This is a genomic window from Chitinibacter sp. FCG-7, assembly GCF_040047665.1.
GTDB classification, from domain to species: domain Bacteria; phylum Pseudomonadota; class Gammaproteobacteria; order Burkholderiales; family Chitinibacteraceae; genus Chitinibacter; species Chitinibacter mangrovi.
The window spans coordinates 620723-641527 of sequence record NZ_CP157355.1 but is presented as its reverse complement, the minus strand read 5'-3'; the positions used below and the strand labels follow the sequence as shown (position 1 = coordinate 641527).

Sequence of the window (20805 nt, the reverse complement as noted above, 5' to 3'; positions counted from 1 at the left end):
TACCCTACAGTATTCATTTTAAGCCCCAGCTTCCAAGCACGGCCACTGCCTGCTTCTCACGCCAACTGTGGCGTGCCAGTGTTTCGGCGTCCAGCCCGGTGAGCGGGGCGGTGAGGGTGCGGGGGCTGGCTGTGCTGCCGAGCAGGTGCAGAATCTGCTGCGCCAGTTCGCCGCGCTCGAAGCTGGGTAGCCAGGCGAAGGCGGCGCGTAGGGCGGGGAGGGCCTGGATGAAGTCGGCTTCGTCCAGCGCGCTGACCAGCTGCCTCAGTGTGGCGATAAAGGCTGGAACGTGGATCAGCTCGTGCCTTGCCAGCGCCAGCAGCCCCTGCAGTGCGTCGCCCAGTGCAGCAGGTGGCAGGGCAGAGAGCAGGGCGATGGCGCTATGGATGTCGTCGGCTTGCTGCTGATCGTCATGCGCCACGCTGAGCAGGCAGCCCAGTGCAGCGCCCCGGCTCAGTGGCGCGGCTTGCGGATGGCGGGCTTTGCGCTGGCAGACGGCCAAGGCTCGGGTGATCGGCAGCTCGCCCAGCGGCAGACCGGTGCTGGCTTGGGCATCGCGCAAGAGCAGGCGCAGCGCTTGCCAGGCGGCCAGATGCGCATTGCTGTCTTGCGCGCTGACGCTGCCGTGGACTTCGGCCAGCCACAGCAGGCGATCGAGTGTGAGCTGAAGTAATTCAAGCAAGGCGGGCGCGTCGGCCATGCCCAGCTCGTGGCCGTGGCGGTACAGGCCGTGCGTGATCGCCAGCGGCTGGCCCAGCACCTCAAAACGGCTTTCGCTGCTGATGGCTTCGTGCAGGCGGCTGAGCAGGCCGGGGCTGAACGCGGGTAGACCGGCTTGGGCGGCACGGTTTAATAGTTGCGCCAGCGCGCTGGCGCCGTGGCTGTGCGCCAGCTGTTCGGCCAGCCTGGCGATGGCCGCATCGGCCAGCGTAGCGCCATAAATGGCGGCTTCGATCAAGGCGGCTTGCTGCTCCAGCGGGTGGCTGAGCTGCCATTGTTCGCTGCGTTCGCCCGACATCGCCCAGTTCGGGCCGCTGAGCCGCTTAAAGCCGGGAATCTGCAAAATGGCCAGCCGATGCAGCACGCGGCTTTTGCCACGGTCGGCCTCGTCGAGCAAGGCCAGTGTGATATTGCGGCTTTCGCTGAACGGCGGCTGCAAATCGAGCGCGAGCAATTCGCTGCTCACGGCGTGCAGCAGCGCGGGCAGCGGCGTGCCGGGGGCGAGTTGTCCGGCCTGATCGCCAGCTAGTACGTCCATGATTTCAACCAGCACCGGGTCGGTGCCGCGCCGCAGCGGGCCGCGATACGTCCACGGCAGCGGCGCATCGAGCGCGTCGCGCACCAGCGAGCCCGCCAGCGCATCCAGCCAGTCATTGCGCAGCGGCTGCACATGGCCGCGCAGCCGCGCTAAGGCCTGCGTGCGCACATGAATGGCGAGCAGATCGGCGGTGGAGGCGGGCAGTTTTTTCTGGCGCAGCCGCTGCATCATGCCTTGCAATAATTGCGTGCCAGCCTGCTGCAGGCCGCTCTCCCACACTGCCTGTTGGAAGGCGGGCGAGGGCATGCCGGAGGCGTAGCCATGAAAAGCATCCAGCCGTTTGCCGGTATACGGCAGCAGGTATGAGCCTGTAGCAACGGTACTAGCTATGCTACCGTCTGATACCCCAGCTATGCTCTCATGCAGGTCGGGCGTGGCCGGGGCTGCGCTGTCTTGCCGGATGTCGGGCTCGATGCTGGGCCAGAGTTGCGCCAACATTGGCGCGTGATAGCCGCCGCACACCACCAGCACCCGGTTTTGCTGCTGCCCTTCCTGCCCTTGCTGGGCTGCCCAGGCGATCCAGCGCGCCATCATCTGTTCCCGTGCCTGATTGCTGGCCGAGCCCGGATCAGTGCCGCGTAGATTGATGAAATACTGCCTGAGTCGCGCCGATAGCTCGGCCAGATCGCTGCTTGAACTGGTGCTCGATTCAAACAGATGGTCCCACAGCGCATCGCGCCCTTCGATGCCCAGCTGCCGCCCCAGCTCGGCCTCGTAGGCGCTGGCTAAACGCTCCTGTTCGCTGTCGTTCACATCGGCGTAGCGGTTGCTAATGTCAGCAAAAGCATCGTGCCAGGCGGGCAAGTCGATAAAAGCCAGCTGTGCACCGCATTCGCGCCCGACCTGCAGCGCCTGCCATTCGGGCGAATAATCGGCAAAGGGCGACCATAAGGCGCGGTGCAGCAGCTCGCCCGCCGAGCAAAAACTGTAAATCGCCAGCGGTAAGGTATGCGGCAGAAACAGCTCGTCCAGCCGTGGGTTGAAATCGGCCGGGCCTTCGATCAGCACCCAGTCCGGGCGGCTATCCCGGATGCGTTGCGCCACCAGCCGCGCGCAGGCCGGGCTGTGATGGCGCACGCCAATGATCTCGACACGGCTGCGGCTGCTATCCTGTGTGCTGCTGGCTGCGTATTCTGCCTGGCGAGTGATTTGCGGCGTTTGCAGGACATCGCTCATGGCAGACGGTGGCGCGCTTCGTAATACGCCTTCCAGTGTTCGCCCTCGCGCCGCGCGACTTTTTGCTCGAAATAGCGCTGCAGTTTATTGCGGTCGTCCTCGTTATCCTTGACCACCGTGCCGCCGATGCACTCGACCAGATCGGCCGGCGTGCCGCTGCGCTGCGCCAGAAACCATGCGCGAACGCCAACGGCATGCGCAACATTTACCGCCTCGGCGGTCGACATGACGGCATTGAGTTTGTCCATCTCGCCGCCACCCGCGCCTTGCTGCAGGCTGGCGCGCAAATCGCGGAAGGTGGTGACCAGCAATTCCAGCACCGGCTCGGGAACGCGCTCGCTGATGCCGCTTTGCGCCAGCAGCGTGGCTGATTTGCTGGCGACCAGTTCGAGCTCCTGCTGGAAATCCATAATCGGAAATACCGTTTCAAAATCAAAACGGCGCTTGAGCGCCGCGCTCATTTCATTCACCCCCCGGTCGCGCGTATTGGCGGTGGCGATGATATTAAACCCCGCACGGGCAAACAGCATGGCGTGCTCGCCACTGAGCTCGGGCACCGTCATCACCCGGTCGGACAGCATGCCCAGCAGGCAATCTTGCACCTCCAGCGGCGCACGCGTCATTTCTTCAAAGCGCACCAGCTTGCCCTGTTGCATGCCCCGATACAGCGGCGCGGGCACCAGCGCACGCGGGCTGGGGCCTTCATTGATCAGCAGCGCGTAATTCCATGAATACTTGATCTGATCTTCGGTAATCGACGCGCCACCCTGGATCGTTAGCCCCGAATCGCCGCTAATGGCTGCGGCCAGCAATTCCGACAGCATGGATTTGGCCGTACCCGGCTCGCCCACCAGCATCAGCCCGCGCCCGGTGGCCAGCGTGACCAGCATTCGCTCAATCGCCGCCACTGGCGCCACCATTTTGCGGCTAATGCCCAGCTGGTCATCGCCCAGAATAAAACGCCGCACGGCATTGAGGCTGAGCAGCCAGCCCGGCGGGCGCGGATCACGATCATGCTCGCGCAAACGGGCCAATTCTTCGGCATGGCTTATTTCAGCAGGCGGGCGTTGCAGATGGTGTTCGGTCATGGTGTTTACCTTGGTGGGTATATGGCTACAGATCAATTTTTAATTGATCTGTAGCCATATACATTGGCATTTTTAAATGCGGTATAAAGTTTTTAGCTTTGCAGATACTGTAAATCTCGCAAGAGCTCACTCTGTACAATCTGCGGCAATTGTTCGACTGCAACGACTTGTTGCTCCGGATTGCGTAGCTCCAGCGAATGCAGCTTATGACGCAAGGTTTTATCGGCGACGGCCAGCGAGTAGGGGGGATCGAACCGCAGAGTAGCCACTCCACTGCCATTTAGTGGGCGCCGGTAGCTAGCAATATCACCGCTAAAGTTGTCGCCCTTTTCCCAGCCCCGGCTTTCCAGCCCGCGCAGTGATTTGGTCGGCACCGCCTTGTCCAGTGCGTGGCTCAAGGCGGTGGCAGGGTCGCCGGGCTGGAACGCTTCGCGCGCGAGCTGGGCAAACGGCTGCAGGATCTGGTAATCGGCAAACAGCTGGGCAAAGGCGGCCAGCGTCGCGGCGTCCAGTTGCAGTGGGTGCGGTAGGCCGATCACGGCGATGTCCGGCAGAGTGAGGGCATTGTCGTCAGCGTCGGTGTAGCTGAGATCCTCGGCCACGCGGAAGGTCTGCCGCAGGCCATTGTCGTCATACAGTCCCCACACCAGCCGCCGTGTCACATGGCGCAGCAAGGGGTGCTGCACCAGCGTGCTTTCAAAAATTTCGCGCTGCCAGCGCCGCTGTTCGCACATGGCCCGCTCTAGCCGTTTGAGCGTCTGGTCGGCCAGTGCCTTCACATCGCGCTTGAGCGCCTTGAACTGCTTCTGGGCTTGCTCGGCACGATACTCATTGTCGCTGCCGTTGGGCTTGGGCAAGTCGGCCAGCCGCACTCCATCACTGTTGTAAACCACGGGCTTGAGATGTTCATCAAAGCCGACGCGGAACTGGCGCGGGCCAAAATCCAGATCCAGCCCGCCTGCCGCATCCAGCCCCAGATCCGGCGTAATGCGCTCGGCCAGCTCGTCCGGTGTAAGGCCGGCGTTGTTGGCCAGTTCCTGCATTTTTTGCTCGGCGGCCTGTTGCAGTGGTTTGGATTTCACCTCCTGCGCAATGCCGTTTAGTTGCAGCAGGGCATAGTTACTGCTGATACGTACCAGCACATCCAGCCCTGTTTGCGCGCGGGATAGCAAACCTTCCGTGGGCCAAGTACGAATGAGTGGCACCAACTGGCGTATGGTTTCATCGTTGCCCAGCAGACCGAGTGCCGTAAACGCCCAGCTTTCCTTGTTGGGTGCGCCAGCCTGTTCCCAGCGTAGAAATACATTCCAGATGAACTGAGCCAAACTGTCGCGCTGGCAGGCGGTTTTCACTTGTTCGATACCGGGGTAAACCCCTTCGCTGGTGGGGAAGCGCAGCATGGTGCCTAAGTGCTCCAGTGCCGAATCGGGCAGCGGTGTGCCATCCAGCAGCAATGGGCGAGGGCATAGTTGCGGTTGCCAGAATGCGGGCGCTTTACTGATTTTGGCGGGGAAGCAGTCGAGCGGGTCGGCCTCCAGCATGGACTTTACGGCCAGATTGACTTCGCTCTGATCGTAGCGGGCTGCTACTTGCTGGATTAACTCGGTATGGCCTTGGCTGGCCAGCATGCGTAGTACATTGGTGGCGGTGTCGCGGGCGCTACCCGTTTTACCGAGCGCTGCGGGTAGCAGGCCGGTAACGGTGTGTTCGGGGAATTTGAGTAACCAGTTGCGGGCGCTGGTGCGCACCGTTTTCATTTTGAGATACGCCTGCGCAATGGCCGGAGCCAAGGCGGCCCAGCCGAAATGTTGTGCTATGGCAATACCGCTTTCCGTGCGACGCTCAACGGCCGCTAGTAAACCCTGCAGCCCTTTCACGCCGACTTTTGCCATAAAGAAATAATCGGAGAAATCATCATAAGCAGCCAAGGTCGGCCAAACCGCTTGCGCCATCTCCTCCGGCAGCAGTAGCAGGCAGTAGGAATGCGGGAATGTTTGGCGGCTGAGGTCGGACGCCTTGTAGGCTAGATAGGCGGTGCATAAACTGGCAGCATCGTTGGCGGCAATTGCTTGGCGAGCGGGTTCGACAAAGGCTTGATATTGCTGCATGCGCTCAGCACTCTGGCTGCCATAAAACGAGCCCAGCAAGACCTCTGCGAGCCTTTCTGGGGTTTTGCTGACGGCGTCCAGATTGGACTGACGTACTGAAATCACCCGTTCGCGTTGGCCTTCTTCCCAATATTCCACTGGCTCTAGCGGTAACATTTCCAGCACCAGCGGCGCGATAGCGGCTTTTTTCTTGTTTAGCCACGGTGGGGAAACCAGTACTGGCGGCATGCTGCTGCTCGGTGTGGTTTGCGTAAGCGCTTGCGTGCTCTGATCGGAGGATTGCGCCTGCGCTGGCGGCTCCGCAGTCGCCTTTACCTGTGTTGTTACGCTGCTGGCGCTTGGCTCGGTATGCGGCTTGGCCGCTTGCTGTGGTAGTTCCGGCTGTATTTCGTTGATGACTTGCCAGGCTACTGGCTCAATCCACGCTTGCAGTACCGCGACAGATGCCGCGTGATTGTGTAGCAGCGGAGTTAGCTGGGCGCTGTAGCGTGCTTTGTCATGCCGGCCTGCATCGACCAGCAAGCTGGCCAGTGCTGCGATGGCCGCCAGTGGCCAGCGTTCGCACGCCTTGGCAAAGCGTTGCACCTTGGCTTTGCCGCCGTCTGCTGCGTGGCGGGCCAGAGCCTGGATGGCCTCGGGCGTGCCAATACGTGCCAGCATGTCGGCGATGCCCTCATTGTCAATGAATGGCTCCAGCAGTGGAACAGCTTCAATGCCATGTTGCTGAATAACGGTGCTGGCAAAAACGCGCTCATAACACAAGCCATAACGATTCAACTCGTAGGTTAGGCATTGCTGCACAAACCGGTTCCGGGCTTCCGTGCTGATGGACACGGCAGCTAGCCAGCCGAAGGTTCCGTATCTCTTGTCCGCGTCCATAACCAGTGAGTTGCCCAGCTCCGTATATTCCGGCAGCAGCAGTGCCAGTAAGACACGGCGCAGTGGGTGAAGCAAAGCAGCTGCCTTCTGTAATTGAAGCGCTGCTGTTTGCCGTTCATCATCGCTGGCTTGCGCTAATGCAGTACGGAAAAGCCATTCCCCTTCTGCGAATCGACCGTATCCGTTAAATGTTCCTTGAATGTCATGATTGATCGTGACTGTACGGGGGATTACCGAAGTGTTTGCGCTGATTTGTACAAATGCTGCACCATAGTTTTGTCTGGCATCGATATGGAGCTGTTCGGCTGCAATCAGCATATCCAGCGCTTTAAGTACACCATACTGCGCCAGCAGGTAACGGGCTAACGCGGCTGCATTGCCAATGTAGTCAGCAATGTGCTGCGAGCAGCACACTGCAAATAAGACGGCTTCGGATTGCCAGCTACCTTCTCTCTGCCGGTTTTGCATGCGGGCAATGGCTTCTTCGCATGCGGAGCGGGTGGCTTCGTCCAGTTCGGTTAACACCCATTCGCTGACCAGTCGACCGTTTAGCTCCGGATTCAGCGAAGCGGCAAAAGCCTGCCATTCGGTGTCGGCATCCAGCTGCAAGGGCTCGCCCGGATTGGCGCGGTTGGGCAGTGCGTATGCGCGCATGGCCTTGGTCAGGTCTACCGGGTTTTTTTTCAACCAAGGCGCGATGCCATTTGGTGTGTTGCCGCTCAGATTGCCAGCCGTTCCGATGTCATCACGTTGCATGGTTTTGCTCCTTGGTGTTTTAGTACTCAGTTTTTTAGTTTGATTGTGCTTTAGGGTATTGCCGTGCAGCCATTGAAAATCATGATCTGCATGGCAATACCCATCTAGTTAACCCACCAGCATTTCCATATCGCGGATCAGCTCGCTGGCGGTGATCGGGTCTAGCGTGGCGAAGGCTTCGTTGCTGTCTTGGTGCCAGCCGCTGGTTTTTTTGGCGATGACCAGCTCTTGCAGTTTCTGCTCGGGGTATTCGTCGGTCATGCCGACGATGATGCCCGGATCGAAGGTCAGCTCGATCAGGCGGCCATCGCCGATGTCCTTGGTGTAATACCAGATGCCGCCGCCGTCCTGTGCTTCGCCGCGCCGCCAGCCGCGATGGCTCAGGCCGAAAATCTTGCCGGTGGGAACCACGCGGTCTTTCCAGCGCAGCAGTTTGGCTTCGGCGGCTTCTTGTGCCTTGAGGCTGTGCTTGTCTCTGCCCAGCTGCGCAAAGGGTTGCAGCAGCTCGTAGTCGGCAAAAAGCTGGGCAAAGGCTGCGCCATCGTTAGCAGGCATTTCCAGTGCGTGCGGCAGGCCGATGCGGATTTCGCCTGCGGGCAGAGTGAATTCATCGTCGTTGGCGTCGGTGTAGCTACCGTCTTCGGAGACGCGGAAAGTGGCTTGCAGCTCGCCGCCATAGCGGCCTTCACCCGCCAGCGTGTACACGCCCCAGACCAGCCGCTGCACCAGATGGCGCACCAGCGGATGCGTGGCGAGGAACTGCACAAATACGTCCACCGGCCAGCGGCGGCGCGTACACATGGCCACCTCCAGCCTTTGCACTTGCTGGCTGGCGACAGTTTTGGCGTCTTTTTTCAGCTGCTTGTAGGTATCGACTGCGGCTTTGGCCAGGTCGGCGTCGTCCTTGGCGTTGGGCTTGGGCAGATCTTTCAGGCGCACGCCATCGGTATCGCGCACATAGGGTTTGAGCGTTTCATCAAAGCCGACGATAAATTGCCGGGGGCCAAAATCCAGCTGCAGCGTGCCCATTTCGTCCAGCCCCAGATCAGGCGCTAGGCGGTCTTCCAGCTCTTCGGTGGTGAGCTCGCGGGCTTCGGCAATGGCGGCGATTTTTTCGCGGGCGCGGTCCTGCAGGCCTTTGAATTTCACTTTTTGCGCAATGCCGTTGAGCAGCATCAGCGCGACATCGCTGCCGATGGTGGCCAGTACATCCAGCCCGGCCACGGCGCGGGCGTGCTGCGCCTCACCCGGCCAGGCGCGAATCAGCGGATTGAGCTTGCGCGCCGTGTCGTCAGTGCCCAACAGGCCAAGCGCGCTAAACGCCCAGTTTTCTTTCGATGGCGCGGCGGCAAATAGCCACTGGTTAAAGCCATCCCAGGCAAAATCGGCCAGCGATTGCGGCTGGCAGGCGGCTTTGACCTGCTCGATGCCGGGGTAAATGCCCTCGGTAGTCGGAAAGCGTAGCATGCAGCCCAGATGTTCCAGCGCGCTATCGGGCAGCGCCTTGCCATTGAGCAGAACCGGGCGGCGGCAGCCTTGCGGCTGCCAGAATGCGGGGTTTTTGCCGATTTTGGCGGGGTAGCGATCCAGCGGGTCTTCGTCGAGTACAGCTTGCAAGGCATTGAGCACATCGGCGCGCTCATAGCGCTCTGCAACCGTGCGCATCAGCGCCGTGTGGCCGTGGCTGGCCAGCAAGCGCAGCGCTGTGCCTGCGCAATCGCGCGCTTCGCCAGCCTTGCCCAGTGCATTGGGCAACAGGCCGGTGACGGCGTGTTCGGGATAAGCCAGCAGCCATTCGCGCGCGCTGGCGCGGGCGGTTTTCAGCTTGACGTAGGCGCGGGCGATGGCGGGCGCGAGCGCAGACCAGCCGTAATGCATGGCGAGCGGGATTTCCGCCGCGGGGCGCTGCTGCACGCAGGCCAGCAGGCCGTCGAGTGCCTTCAAGCCGTGGGTGGCCATAAAGAAGCTGCAACGATAGCTGTCATCCACGGCAAAGCTTGGCCAGACCTGCAACGCCATCACTTCGGGCAGCAGCGTCAGATAGCGGGTATCGGCACTAATCCAGTAGCTGAGTTTGGCGGCTTTGTAGTTTTTCCACGCCTCAATCAAGCCTGCACCATTGTGCTGTTGCAGCGCATGGACTGCACTTTGCAAAATGCCCTGGAATGCCTTGCGGTTTTCGCTTTGCTGATGGCTGACGCGGCCAAAGCCCAGCTCGTCGGCCAAGGCTGTGGCGTCTTTGCTTGCCTCTTCAAATCGCTTGGCCTGCCATTCGTGGACTGCTCGCACTTGCTCTTTTTCGTCTGCGGCCCATTGCTCTACGGGTGGCAATGGCAATACGTCCAGCTCCAGCGCGGCGATGGCGGCTTTTTTCTTGTTTAGCCACGGCGGGGAGACCAGCACACGCGGCAGCTCGTCGGCGCTGGCCACGTCGGTCGGGCTGCTAAAGCGTGCTAGCAGCTCATTAATCTGCCCTTGTGCCGCAGCGCTAAGCCAGTGCCAGACCTGCTCCAGCGCTGCCGGGTGGGCTTGCGCCAGTGTGGTCAGCGTGGTCGAAAATAGCCCTGCATCCTTGCCGCTGTGAATCAGCAGCTCGGCTATCGCCGGAATAGCGGCCAGCGGCCAGCGCTGGCTGGCGCTGACAAAGCGCGCCTGATTCGCCTTGCTTTGGCTCGCCACTCTGGCCAGCGCAGTGATGGCTTCGGGCGTGCCGATGCGGGCGATCATATCGGCGATGGTGTCGTGATGAATCAGCCCTTCCAGCAGTGCAACGGCTTCGTCGCCATGCTGCTGAATCACGGTGGCCGGAAAATCGGCATAGTAGCCAAACCAGTGGCCATTGCTGGCCTGGCGCACAGCTTTGCGCGCTTGCGCCGAGGTCACCACGGTGGCCAGCATGGTGAGACTCTGGCCGCTGTTGGCCAGCTCCAGCGCCATGTTGTTGGCAAAATCGGGGCATTCGGGCAAGAGCGAAGCCAGCAGCACTCGCCGCGCAGGGTGGATCAGTGGTGCTGCGGCCTGCAGGCGTGTCGCTGCAGCCTGCCAGTCGCTCTCGCTGGCCTGTGCCAGCGCCGTGCGATACAGCATTTCGCCCGGGCAAAAGCGCTCGCCATGAATCAGCGTTCCGTCTACTTGCCGGCTCAGTGTCAGGCGTGTGACGCGTTGCGAGTAATCCCAATCGCGCTCAACGTGGATTTGTTCGGCTTCGATCAGAATATCAATCGCGCCCAGCAAGCCGTAATGGCCCAGCAGGTAACGCACCAGCGCGATGGCATTGCCACCCAGCGCCATCCGATAAAAACTGCTGGCATTGCAGCTAAATGCCAGCAATACGGCGTCCGATTGCGGGCTGCCATGGCGTTCTGCCTTGCGGATACGCTCAAACGCTTCGTTGCAGGCGCTGGCAAAAGCCGTGCCGCTTTCCTGAACATCCATCGCCAGTTTTTCGCGATCTTCACCTTCGTCTTCCAGGCTGCTGGCAAACTCCTGCCAGGCTTGTTCGGGGTCGGTGTTGAGTGGCTGGCCGGGGTTTTGCCGATTTGGATGGGCGGCTTGCCGCATTTCCGGCGTGAGGGCGATGTATTCAATACTGAGCCACGGCGGGGTGTTGCCCCGCTCAGGCTGGGATGGCGGGGGATCTGCTTGCGGGGCAGGGATGTTGACGGTGACTGCTTCCTCAGTAGTTTTCTCTGGGGTATCTGGTTGCAGCTCTTTCTTAGTATTGTCGACAGCTATATCCCCGGCATGGGTATAGCCTTTGCCGGTTTTTTCCTTGATCAGCTTTTCCATCGCGGTGCTGGCTTTGTCGGCGCTGGCAAAGTCTTTGGTCTGGCTTTGGCCGTTGGTGCCGATGCGGCCCCAGCGGATATTAAGCTGCAGTCCGTCTTGCTCGATTTCCCAGAATTTGCTCGAGTTTCCTTCCGTGTATTCATACCGTTGCATGGCGCGCGCCCCCAGAATTTGCAGGCGCTCATCATGTCATATTGCCCATGTTTCACGTAAGGAATTTGTGGTTTTTCTGTGCGCAAGCCCACAGTGGCGGCTTGTGGTGATAACTGTGCTGGCGGCGAGGTTGAATGGTGACGCTGGTGCTTGGGCAGGGCTGAAACAGCCAGCCCAAGCGCCAGCCTCACAGACTAAAGCTGTGCCGGAAACAGGCTGTGCCAGAGCGCCTCTACGGCTTGCATATCCAGCGCGATGGCGTTGATGTGCTCCAGCTTGAGCTCCTTGCCATTGAGCCGGTGGCGATGTTGCAGGCGGCGTAATTCCCGATAAGCCGTTCGTGCATGCTCGGCACTGGCGGTACTGATCAGCTGGTGCTGCGCGGCGACATCCAGCAGCGCGATATTGCCAGCGTTGGCCGTTAGCGCGGGCAGATGGCGAGAGTGCGCCAGAATCAAAAACTGCACGATAAATTCAATATCGACAATCCCGCCGCGTCGGTGTTTGACATCGTGAGCTAGCGCCGGGTGCGTTTCGAGCATTTTATTGCGCATTTTGAGCACTTCGGCCTGCAAGGCGCTGACATCGCGCTCCCGGCACAGAATCTGGTGGCGTATGGCTTCAAATTGCTGGCCCACCTGCGCATCGCCAGCGCAATAGCGCGCGCGGGTGATGGCCTGGTGCTCCCACACCCAGGCCGAGTGATGCTGGTATTCGGTAAACGCTTCAACCGTCGAAACCAAGAGGCCGGACGAGCCATTTGGGCGCAGGCGCAAGTCGATATCGTACAGTTGGCCGGCCGAAGTCATCGAAGTGAGCCAGTTGACGATGCGCTTGGCCAGCCGGGCGTAGATGTCGGCGGCGTTGGGGTGATCGTCGTCATAGAGGTAAACGATATCCAGATCGGACGCAAAACCCAGCTCTTTGCCGCCCAGCTTGCCGTAGCCAATGATGGCAAAGCGGTGCGTGTCGCGGTGCTTATTGGGCAAATCCTGCCACGCTTGTTCCAGCGCTACATTCAGGATGAGGTCGGCCAGATCGGATAAATGATCGGATAATTTTTCCAGCGGCAGCAGCTCGGCCAGGTCTTGCGACACCAGACGGAAAATCTGCGAGTGCTGGAAATGGCGCAGGCTGTCCATCCGGGCTTCGACATCGCCCGCCAGCTCGTTCATCTGTTCGCGCAGCAGGCGGCCCAGCTTGTCCCAGTCTGGCGCTTGATGCAGCAGGCGCACGTCGAGTAATTCGTCGAGCAGAATCGGGTGGCGGGTCAGGTATTCGGATACCCAGGGGCTGGCGCTGTAGAGGCTGGCTAGGCGCTTGAGCGTTTGTGGGTGTTCGGCCAGCAAGGCCAGGTAAGACTCGCGGCGGCTGATGGCGTCCAGCAGATCAAGCAGGCGCATCAGCGTGGCGTCCGGGTTGTCAAATTGCGCGGTGCAGCTGATCAGATTGGGCAGAATGCTGTCCAGGCGGCGACGGCATCGGTCGGGCATTTGCCGGTATTTGCTGCTGTCCTGCATATTGGACAGTCGGCGCTGGATTTCTTCCGGCTGGCTGTAGCCCAGCTGGGCGTATAGTGGGGTATTGCCCTCAGCAAAAGCATCAATGGCGACTTCATGGCTATCCCCCTGGGGAGTATTTTGCTCCGGCTGCAGAAAGATTTCTTCAAAATGCTGGTTGACCTGTCCGCGATGCGCATCCAGCGCGGCGCGGAACTGCGCCCAGTCGGCAAAACCCATGCTCAGCGCGAGGCGTTGCTGGTCATCTTCAGCGCCGGGCAGCATCTGCGTTTGCGCGTCGTCCAGATACATGATGCGGTGCTCGACATCGCGCAGAAAAATATACGCCGCCTGCAATTGGCTTACCACGTCTGCGGGCAGCAGGCCTTGCTCGGCCAGCTGCTGCAGAATCTGCTGCGTGGCGCGTGAGCGTAATGTCTTGTTACGCCCCCCCCGTATCAGCTGGAACACCTGTCCGATAAACTCGATTTCACGGATACCCCCTGGGCCCAGCTTGACATTATCGAGCCTATCTTTGCGCTCCACTTCGCGGCGAATCTGGCTGTGCAGTTCGCGCATTGATTGGTAGGCGCCGTAATCGAGGTATTTGCGATAGACAAAAGGCATCACCAGCTCCATCAGCCCAGCCATGCCTTGCTCGTCGCCAGTGAGCGCGCGTCCTTTGATCCACGCATAGCGTTCCCACTCACGGCCTTGCGTGAGCAGGTAGTTTTCCAGCGCAGCAAAGCTGCTGACCAGCGGGCCCGAATCGCCAAACGGGCGCAGGCGCATATCGACGCGGAAGACAAAACCATTGGCGTCGGTGTCGCCGATCAGCCGAATCAGCCGTTTGCCAATATTCACAAAATACTCGTGATTGCTGATTTTGCGCCGCCCGTTGGTTTCGCCGTCTTCGGGATAGATAAAAATCAGGTCAATGTCGGACGAAACATTGAGCTCGCGCCCGCCCAGCTTGCCCATGCCGACGACAATCAGCTTTTGTACGCTGCCGCTCTCTTCGCCAATCGGCTCGCCAAAGCGTTCATCGGGCTGGCTCACCCAGTCCAGCGCGACTTCAATCGCCACTTCGGCCAGATCGGAAATCGTGTGCATCGCCTCGGTCAGCGCCGACAAGCCATTGATTTCGCGCACAATCAGCCGCGCCATCACCGCTTGGCGTAAACGGCGCAAGGCCAGCGAGAGCGCTTCGTCGCTATCGACAGTATGAGCACGCAGGCGCTGCAGCATCTCGCTGCGGCTAAAGGCGTGCGCTGCCGATTGCGCCGTTTCGGCGGCCAGATCAGGGCGACATAAAAACAGGCGTTGCAGGTAGCGGCTGTGATTTTGGGCGCTGGCCAGCAGCGGATGTGATTCAACAAGGGTATCGGTCATGGATTTGGCTCTGTTTTTCCCGGTTTTGACGATGCAGGGCTGCTGAATTTGGCTGCATTTTCAGGTTAAAATGCAGATCTATATTTCACATCCAATACCGTAGCACAGCTGGTGTTCTTTGCGTGCACGGTGTCTTACCCGGAATCCCGATGTCTCTTGCGTTTTTGCGTCAGCTCAAATCCCTGACCGCGCTATTTACCGCCTGGCATCTGCGCTGGCTAAAACGCATCGTGCTGACTGCATTTTTGTTGCTGCTGCTCGCGGCGCTGGCCTGGCAGTTTGTCTTTATCCCGCGCCTCAATAGCTACAAACCCTGGATCGAGCAGCAATTAAGCCAGAAAGTGGGCGCGACGGTGCAGATTGCCGAGCTGGAAGGCAGCTGGCGTGGCATTCGCCCGCATTTGGCGCTGTTGAAGTTTCGCCTCAGCCAAGGTCGCCAAACCCAGAGCAGTCCATCTCAGAGCAGTCCGCTGGAATTTGCCCGCATGGAAGGCACGCTGTCATGGTGGCATTTGCTGATCGGGCAATTGCGCTTTAGCCATTTGCGCCTGCATGCGCCCGAGCTGGATATTGTGCGTCTTGCCAACGGGCAGTGGCAGGTGGCGGGTTTGAAGCTTGATCCGCAGGCGAAAAGCGACGGACAGTTTTTCAACTGGCTGCTCAATCAGGGCGAGCTGACCATCAGCAATGGCGCGGTGCGCCTGCAAGACCAGCAAAACCGTTTTCCGGCGCTGTACGCCGATCGTGTGCAGCTCAATGCTGAAAACTGGTTTGGCAGCCATCAGCTGGTGCTGCGCTTTATGCCGCGCCACTTAATGGGAGCGTCGGGGGCGGGCAAGCCGGTGGAGATTCAGGGCCGACTGAGTGGCGACGATGTAAATACCCTGTCGCAGTGGTCGGGCTGGCTCAAGGTCGTGCTGCCTGCCAGCGATCTATTGCAAGTCAGCCCCTGGTTGTCGCCGCTGATGCCAGCCATCGGCCTGAAGTCGGGCTACGGCGCGCTGGCCTTGAAGCTGGAGCTGGACAAAGGTGTGCTCGAAGGGCTGGAAGCTGATTTGCAATTGAGCAACTGGCGGCTGCTGCTGCCGGATCAGACCGTGTTGAGCTTGCCGCTGTTTGACGGCCAAATCGTCTGGCGAGATCGCAAGCAGCAGCGCACGCTGCAGGTGTACGGCAGACATATTCGAGGTGAAGGGATTCCAGGCGAGGGAAATCAAGGTAAAGGGCAGGCCTGGTGCGAGCGTTGCGAGCTGGAATACACGCAAACGCCCGAGCGGCAAACTCTGACCGCACGCCGCTGGCAGCTGCAGGCATTCAATGCCTATCGGCAGTTTTTGCCCGAGCATCTGGCGGCGTATCGCAGCGCGACGCTGGGGGGCTATCTCAAGCAGCTCAGTCTGGAATGGCCGGGACAATGGCCGTATGGTCAGCACAGCCAGCAACCGCAACTCGATGTGCTGCAAGTGGACGCTGAAATCAGCCAGCTATCGGTGCAGGGCGTTAATGCCTGGCCGGCGGTCGCCGGGCTTGATCTGACGCTGAATCTGGCGCCCAAGGGCGGGCAGCTCAAGCTGGACGGACAGAATGTGCGGTTTGATTATCCGGCGCAATTTTTAGAGCCGCTGCAATTCGGTCTGCTGCAGGCGGCAATCGACTGGCGGCGTGAAGGCCAGGGCTGGCAGCTGAATCTGGATGGTTTTAAAGCGCTCAATGCCGAGCTGGATCTGAGTGCGCAGGGGCAATATCGCTGGCCGGGTAAGGGTCTGGGGCAGGTTGATCTGAGCGCCGACATCCGTCAGCTGGCCGCCCAGCGCGTCTACGCCTATCTGCCGCGTGTGCTCTCTGATGAGGTGCTGGTCTGGCTCAAGGGCGGGCTACTGGCTGGCGATGCGCGCAATGGTCGCCTGGTCTGGCGCGGCGATGTGGCGCAGTTTCCGTACACCATGGGTACCCCTGCGGCCAAGGCTGGGCAGTTTATGGTGCAGACCGAGGCCAAAGGCGTCACCATCAATTACGCCGACGGCTGGCCGATGGTTACGCAGGTGGATGGGCAGGTACTGATTGACGGCATGCAGCTGACGGTGGTGGCCAATCAGGGCCAGATTAGCGGCACGGCGCTCGATCAGGTTAAAGTGACCATTCCCAATCTTGAATACAATCAGCATGTACTTGTCGATGGCAAGGTGAGCGGACAAACCGCCGATTTTTTGCGCTACGTGGAAAACAGCCCGGTGCGTGCCGCCACGCACGGGTTTCTCGACCAGCTCAAGGCCCAAGGCCGCGGCCAGCTTGATCTGCAGCTCGATATTCCGATTGAAGACGTAGAGCAGACCCGTATCAAGGGCCTGTATGCTTTTGACGGCAACCAGCTTGATTTTGGCGATGAGATCCCGGTGCTCAATCAGGCCAAAGGGGCGGTCAGCTTTACCGAAACGAGCATGAAAGTGCAGCCGTCCACCGCCAGAGCCCTGGGCGGCGCAGTGCAGATGCACGGCGAAACCAATGCCAAGGGCGAGCTGATGCTCAATCTGAAAGGGCAGGCCGAGCTTGAGCAGGCTTTGCGGTATTATCTGCCGCCGCTAAGCCCGTGGTTGCAAGGCATGGTGGCGTTTCAGGGGCAGCTGCAAGTGGATGAAGATGATTATGTCTTTAGTCTGAATTCGGATTTGCAGGGCGCTCAGAGCCATCTGCCTGTGCCATTAAATAAAGCCGCGCCACAGAGCAGATCATTTCGCCTGAAAGTGGCGGGCGAGCAAAGCGGTTCCCGTCTTGAATTTGCCTACGGCAAAACCTTGCAGGCTGCGCTTTTGCTCCCAGCCGACGCTGCAGCTGTACGCGGCCAGATTGTGCTCGGTAGCGAAGGTGAACCAGCGGCCCGATTACCCGCAGCATTGTCGCAAAATCAGCCACAAAATCAGGGTATCCAGCTCAGTGGCCGCTGGCCACTGCTCAATCTGGCTGAATGGTTGCCGCTGCAGAGCCAGTGGCTTAAAGCCCCGGCCACCGGCAAGAACCCGAGCGGCAAAATGCCTGAATTGCAGGTGCAGCAGCTGGCGTTTGACCAGCTGTATATTGCAGGCCAGCAGCTTGATGAAGTGCGCTTGCAAGGCCAGATTAGCGAGAAAGGCGTGCAAGCCAGCCTGACCAGTCAGCAGATTGCGGGCGATCTGCACTGGTTGCCGGGGGCCAACCGGCTTGATGTGCAGCTGAGCAAGCTCTGGCTTCCACTGAAGCCCGCTGCAATCGTGGCCGAGCCGGAAAAACCATCTCGCCTGCTTGCGCGCGGCCCGCTGGCGCTGCCCGCTGAGAAAAGCGGTTTAAGCCTGTGGCAATCCTGGCCAGCGCTTAATCTGCAAGCGCAGGATTTTCGTTTTAAAAATGTCGAGCTGGGCCAGCTGCGCCTGTTCAGCCAGCCGCAAGGGCGCGGGATTGATTTCAAGGAGTTGAGCCTGCGCAACGCCGACGGCCAGATTGCCCTCAATGGGCAATGGTTCCGGCAGGACGGTAGCGAGCGCACGCAAGCCAAAGTGGCGATTGATTCGCCCAATCTGGGCAAATTGCTCAAACGTCTGGGCTACCCCGAGGCCATGAAACAGGCGCCTCTGACGTTTCGCGGCGATGGGCAATGGCGTGGCGCGCCGTGGTCGCCCGATTGGCCAACGGCAGCCGGGCAGATCGAGCTGAATATGGGCGCCGGGCAATTTAGCCAGCTGGACCCCGGCGTGGGGCGCTTTATGTCGATTTTAAGCTTGCAAGCGCTGCCGCGTCGGCTCAAGCTCGACTTTAGCGATGTGTTTAGCGGGGGTTTCGAGTTTGACGAAATTCACGGCACGGCGGTGATCGAGCAGGGCATCGCCAAAACCAATAATCTGAAAATCAACGGCCCAGCGGCCAAAGTGCGCTTTACGGGCGACGCCAATTTTGTCGCTGGCACCCAGCATTTGCGGGTGCGAGTAGTGCCCAGCATTGGCGGCGCGGTGGCGCTGGGGGTGGCGGTGGTGAACCCGATTATTGGTCTGGCGACGCTGGCGGCGCAATCGGCGCTCGATAATCCGCTCGGCGAGCTGGTGGCGTATGAGTTCCAAATTGACGGTAGCATGGCTGATCCGCAGATCAAGAAAATCGGCGTCAGGCCGGAGCGGCCTTTCTCTAACTAGACCCAACTAGGACTAATGGGTATATGGCTGCAGATCAATTTGAATATGCTGTGTAGCGCTATACGGTGGTGTGTCTATGAATAGTTTAATCGCCTGTGCCATCCAGATGGTGTCTGGCCCGGATGTAGCCAGCAATTTGTCACACGCAGCTCGCCTGATCGCCAGCGCAGCCGCAGCCGGGGCGCAACTGATCGTCTTGCCCGAATATTTCGCGATTATGGGTCAAAGTGATCGCGACAAGCTGGCACATCAAGAGCCATATCAGGAGCCGTGCCAAGCCGATCACCAAGCCGATCACCAGGCCGATTACCAGGCCGCGCCGCTGCAACATTTTCTGGCCACACAAGCGCGCGAGCATCAGATCTGGCTGGTCGGCGGCACGATTCCTCTGGTATCCGGCCAGCCCGATAAAGTGATGAATAGTTGCTTGGCATATAACCCAGCGGGCGAGTGTGTCGCGCGCTATGACAAAATCCATCTATTTGGTTTTGCCAACGGCAGCGAATGCTTTGCCGAGGCCGATACCATTTGCGCCGGGCAGCAGCCGGTGGCGTTTGACACGCCGTTTGGTCGCATCGGGCTGGCGGTTTGCTATGATTTGCGCTTTCCCGAGCTGTTTCGCTCGATGGATACGGTCGGCGAGGTGGATATTTGGGTGCTGCCCGCCGCGTTTACGGCCACCACCGGGCGCGCGCACTGGGAAGTGCTGCTGCGCGCGCGCGCGATTGAAAACCAGTGTTTTGTCGTGGCGTCCGGCCAAGGCGGCGTACACCCGAGCGGGCGCGCCACTTTTGGCCACAGCATGCTGATCGATCCGTGGGGCGTGGTGCTCGATGTCCTGCCCGAGGGCGAAGGGCTGGCGCTGGCCGAGCTCAAAGCCACGCAATTACACAGAGTCAGAACGATATTGCCAGCACTGAAGCATCGTGTGTTTTAATAAGTGAAAAGACGCAAGTTCTCACGCCGCGTTGCTGCGCCTTGCGTGAAAATTTTTGCTCAATCACTTCGTCGGACAGATTAAATTAGGTAAAACAATGAGCATCTCTTTGGATCATTTTGCAATCGCCGAGCAACAATTGCTCACGCCCTTTTCACTGGATGATCAGGCGATCAACTCGGTGTTTGGTCAAATGCTCAGCCATGAAATCGACTACGCCGATTTGTATTTCCAATACAGCCGCTCCGAGGCGTGGAGTCTGGACGAAGGCATTGTGAAATCGGGTAGCTTTAACATCGACCAGGGCGTTGGCGTGCGCGCGATCAGCGGCGAAAAAACCGCCTTTGCCTACTCGGACGACATCAGCCTCGCCGCTTTGAACCAAGCCGCACAAGCCACGCGCGCAATTGGTCGGCAAGGCGGGCAGGGTATTGCTCCCTTCGCCAAGAAGCAGCAAGGGCTGCAGCTCTATACCCCTAAAGATCCACTGGCAAGCCTGGATGAAGCAGCCAAAGTGGCGCTGCTGGAAAAAATCGAGCAAATCGCGCGTAGTCTGGACCCGCGCGTGGTGCAGGTGATGGCGAGCCTTGCCAGTGAATATGAAGTGATTTATATCGCCCGCCACGACGGACATCGCGCGGCCGATGTGCGCCCGCTATGCCGCCTATCGATCAATGTGATCATCGAGCAAAACGGCCAACGCGAGCAGGGTAGTGCCGGTGGCGGTGGCCGTTTTGATTACGCCTATTTCACCGACGCGGTGCTGCTCGATTACGCCAAACGCGCGGTCGATCAAGCGGTGCTCAATCTCGATGCGCGTCCTGCTCCGGCTGGAGAAATGACCGTGGTGCTTGGCAGTGGTTGGCCCGGCATTTTGCTGCACGAAGCGATTGGCCACGGCTTGGAAGGCGATTTTAACCGCAAGGGCAGCTCGGCGTTTGCCGGCAAAATCGGCCAGCGCGTCGCAGCTAAAGGCGTAACAGTGGTTGATGATGGCACGATTGCTGATCGTCGTGGCTCGCTCAATATTGACGACGAAGGCAACCCAACGCAACGCACCGTGTTGATCGAAGACGGCATTTTGCAAGGCTATTTGCAAGACAGCCTGAATGCGCGCCTGATGGGCATGCCAGCTACCGGCAACGGTCGGCGCGAAAGCTACGCGCATATCACGATGCCGCGCATGACCAATACGCTGATGGAAAACGGCGATAAAGACCCTGCCGAAATTATCGCTTCGATTGAGCGAGGCCTCTATGCCGTTAACTTTGGCGGCGGGCAGGTCGATATTACCAGCGGCAAATTTGTGTTCTCGGCCGCTGAGGCGTGGTACGTCGAAAACGGCAAAATGCTGTATCCGGTGAAAGGCGCAACGCTGATTGGCAATGGGCCAGACGTGCTAACGCGCGTGTCAATGATCGGCAATGATATGGCGCTTGATCCGGGCGTGGGTACTTGCGGTAAAGACGGCCAAAGCGTGCCGGTGGGCGTGGGGCAACCGACGTTGCGCATCGACGGTGGCCTGACCGTTGGCGGCACTGCGGGCTAAGTAC

The 20805-nt window shown here is 59.8% G+C and carries 8 protein-coding genes; 3 read left to right on the top strand and 5 right to left on the bottom strand.

Features of this window, described 5'->3' with window-relative positions; translation table 11 throughout:
- Nucleotides 1-13 precede the first annotated feature (13 nt).
- From ABHF33_RS02930 to glnE, 5 genes are all read right to left on the bottom strand, one after another.
- Nucleotides 14-2494 carry a DUF5682 family protein gene (locus tag ABHF33_RS02930; protein ID WP_348945564.1) on the bottom strand — a complete coding sequence of 827 codons (2481 nt, stop codon included), beginning with the start codon at nucleotides 2492-2494 and terminating at the stop codon, nucleotides 14-16.
- Nucleotides 2491-3582, bottom strand: a complete 1092-nt coding sequence (locus ABHF33_RS02925) for an ATP-binding protein (RefSeq protein ID WP_348945563.1) — start codon at nucleotides 3580-3582, stop codon at nucleotides 2491-2493. Before ABHF33_RS02925 ends, ABHF33_RS02930 begins: the two co-directional genes overlap by 4 nt.
- Nucleotides 3583-3674: 92 nt before the next feature.
- The gene (locus tag ABHF33_RS02920) at nucleotides 3675-7325 is read right to left on the bottom strand and encodes a DUF4132 domain-containing protein (protein ID WP_348945562.1); all 3651 of its coding nucleotides are present in this window, start codon (nucleotides 7323-7325) and stop codon (nucleotides 3675-3677) included.
- Between the two features lie 108 nt (nucleotides 7326-7433).
- Nucleotides 7434-11267 carry a WGR and DUF4132 domain-containing protein gene (locus ABHF33_RS02915; protein WP_348945561.1) on the bottom strand — a complete coding sequence of 1278 codons (3834 nt, stop codon included), beginning with the start codon at nucleotides 11265-11267 and terminating at the stop codon, nucleotides 7434-7436.
- Nucleotides 11268-11461: 194 nt separating this feature from the next.
- Nucleotides 11462-14158, bottom strand: a complete 2697-nt coding sequence (gene glnE / locus ABHF33_RS02910; RefSeq protein WP_348945560.1) for a bifunctional [glutamate--ammonia ligase]-adenylyl-L-tyrosine phosphorylase/[glutamate--ammonia-ligase] adenylyltransferase — start codon at nucleotides 14156-14158, stop codon at nucleotides 11462-11464.
- A gap of 149 nt (nucleotides 14159-14307) precedes the next feature.
- On the opposite strand from glnE, the gene ABHF33_RS02905 reads away from it, so the two are divergent.
- From ABHF33_RS02905 to tldD, 3 genes are all read left to right on the top strand, one after another.
- Nucleotides 14308-18315 carry a YhdP family protein gene (locus tag ABHF33_RS02905; RefSeq protein WP_348945559.1) on the top strand — a complete coding sequence of 1336 codons (4008 nt, stop codon included), beginning with the start codon at nucleotides 14308-14310 and terminating at the stop codon, nucleotides 18313-18315.
- 76 nt (nucleotides 18316-18391) lie between these two features.
- On the top strand, nucleotides 18392-19252 hold the full coding sequence (locus ABHF33_RS02900) for a carbon-nitrogen hydrolase family protein (RefSeq protein ID WP_348945558.1): 861 nt from the start codon (nucleotides 18392-18394) through the stop codon (nucleotides 19250-19252).
- Nucleotides 19253-19349: 97 nt separating this feature from the next.
- Nucleotides 19350-20801: a metalloprotease TldD gene (gene tldD / locus ABHF33_RS02895; protein ID WP_348945557.1), complete on the top strand. Its 1452-nt coding sequence runs from the start codon at nucleotides 19350-19352 to the stop codon at nucleotides 20799-20801.
- Nucleotides 20802-20805: the final 4 nt, after the last annotated feature.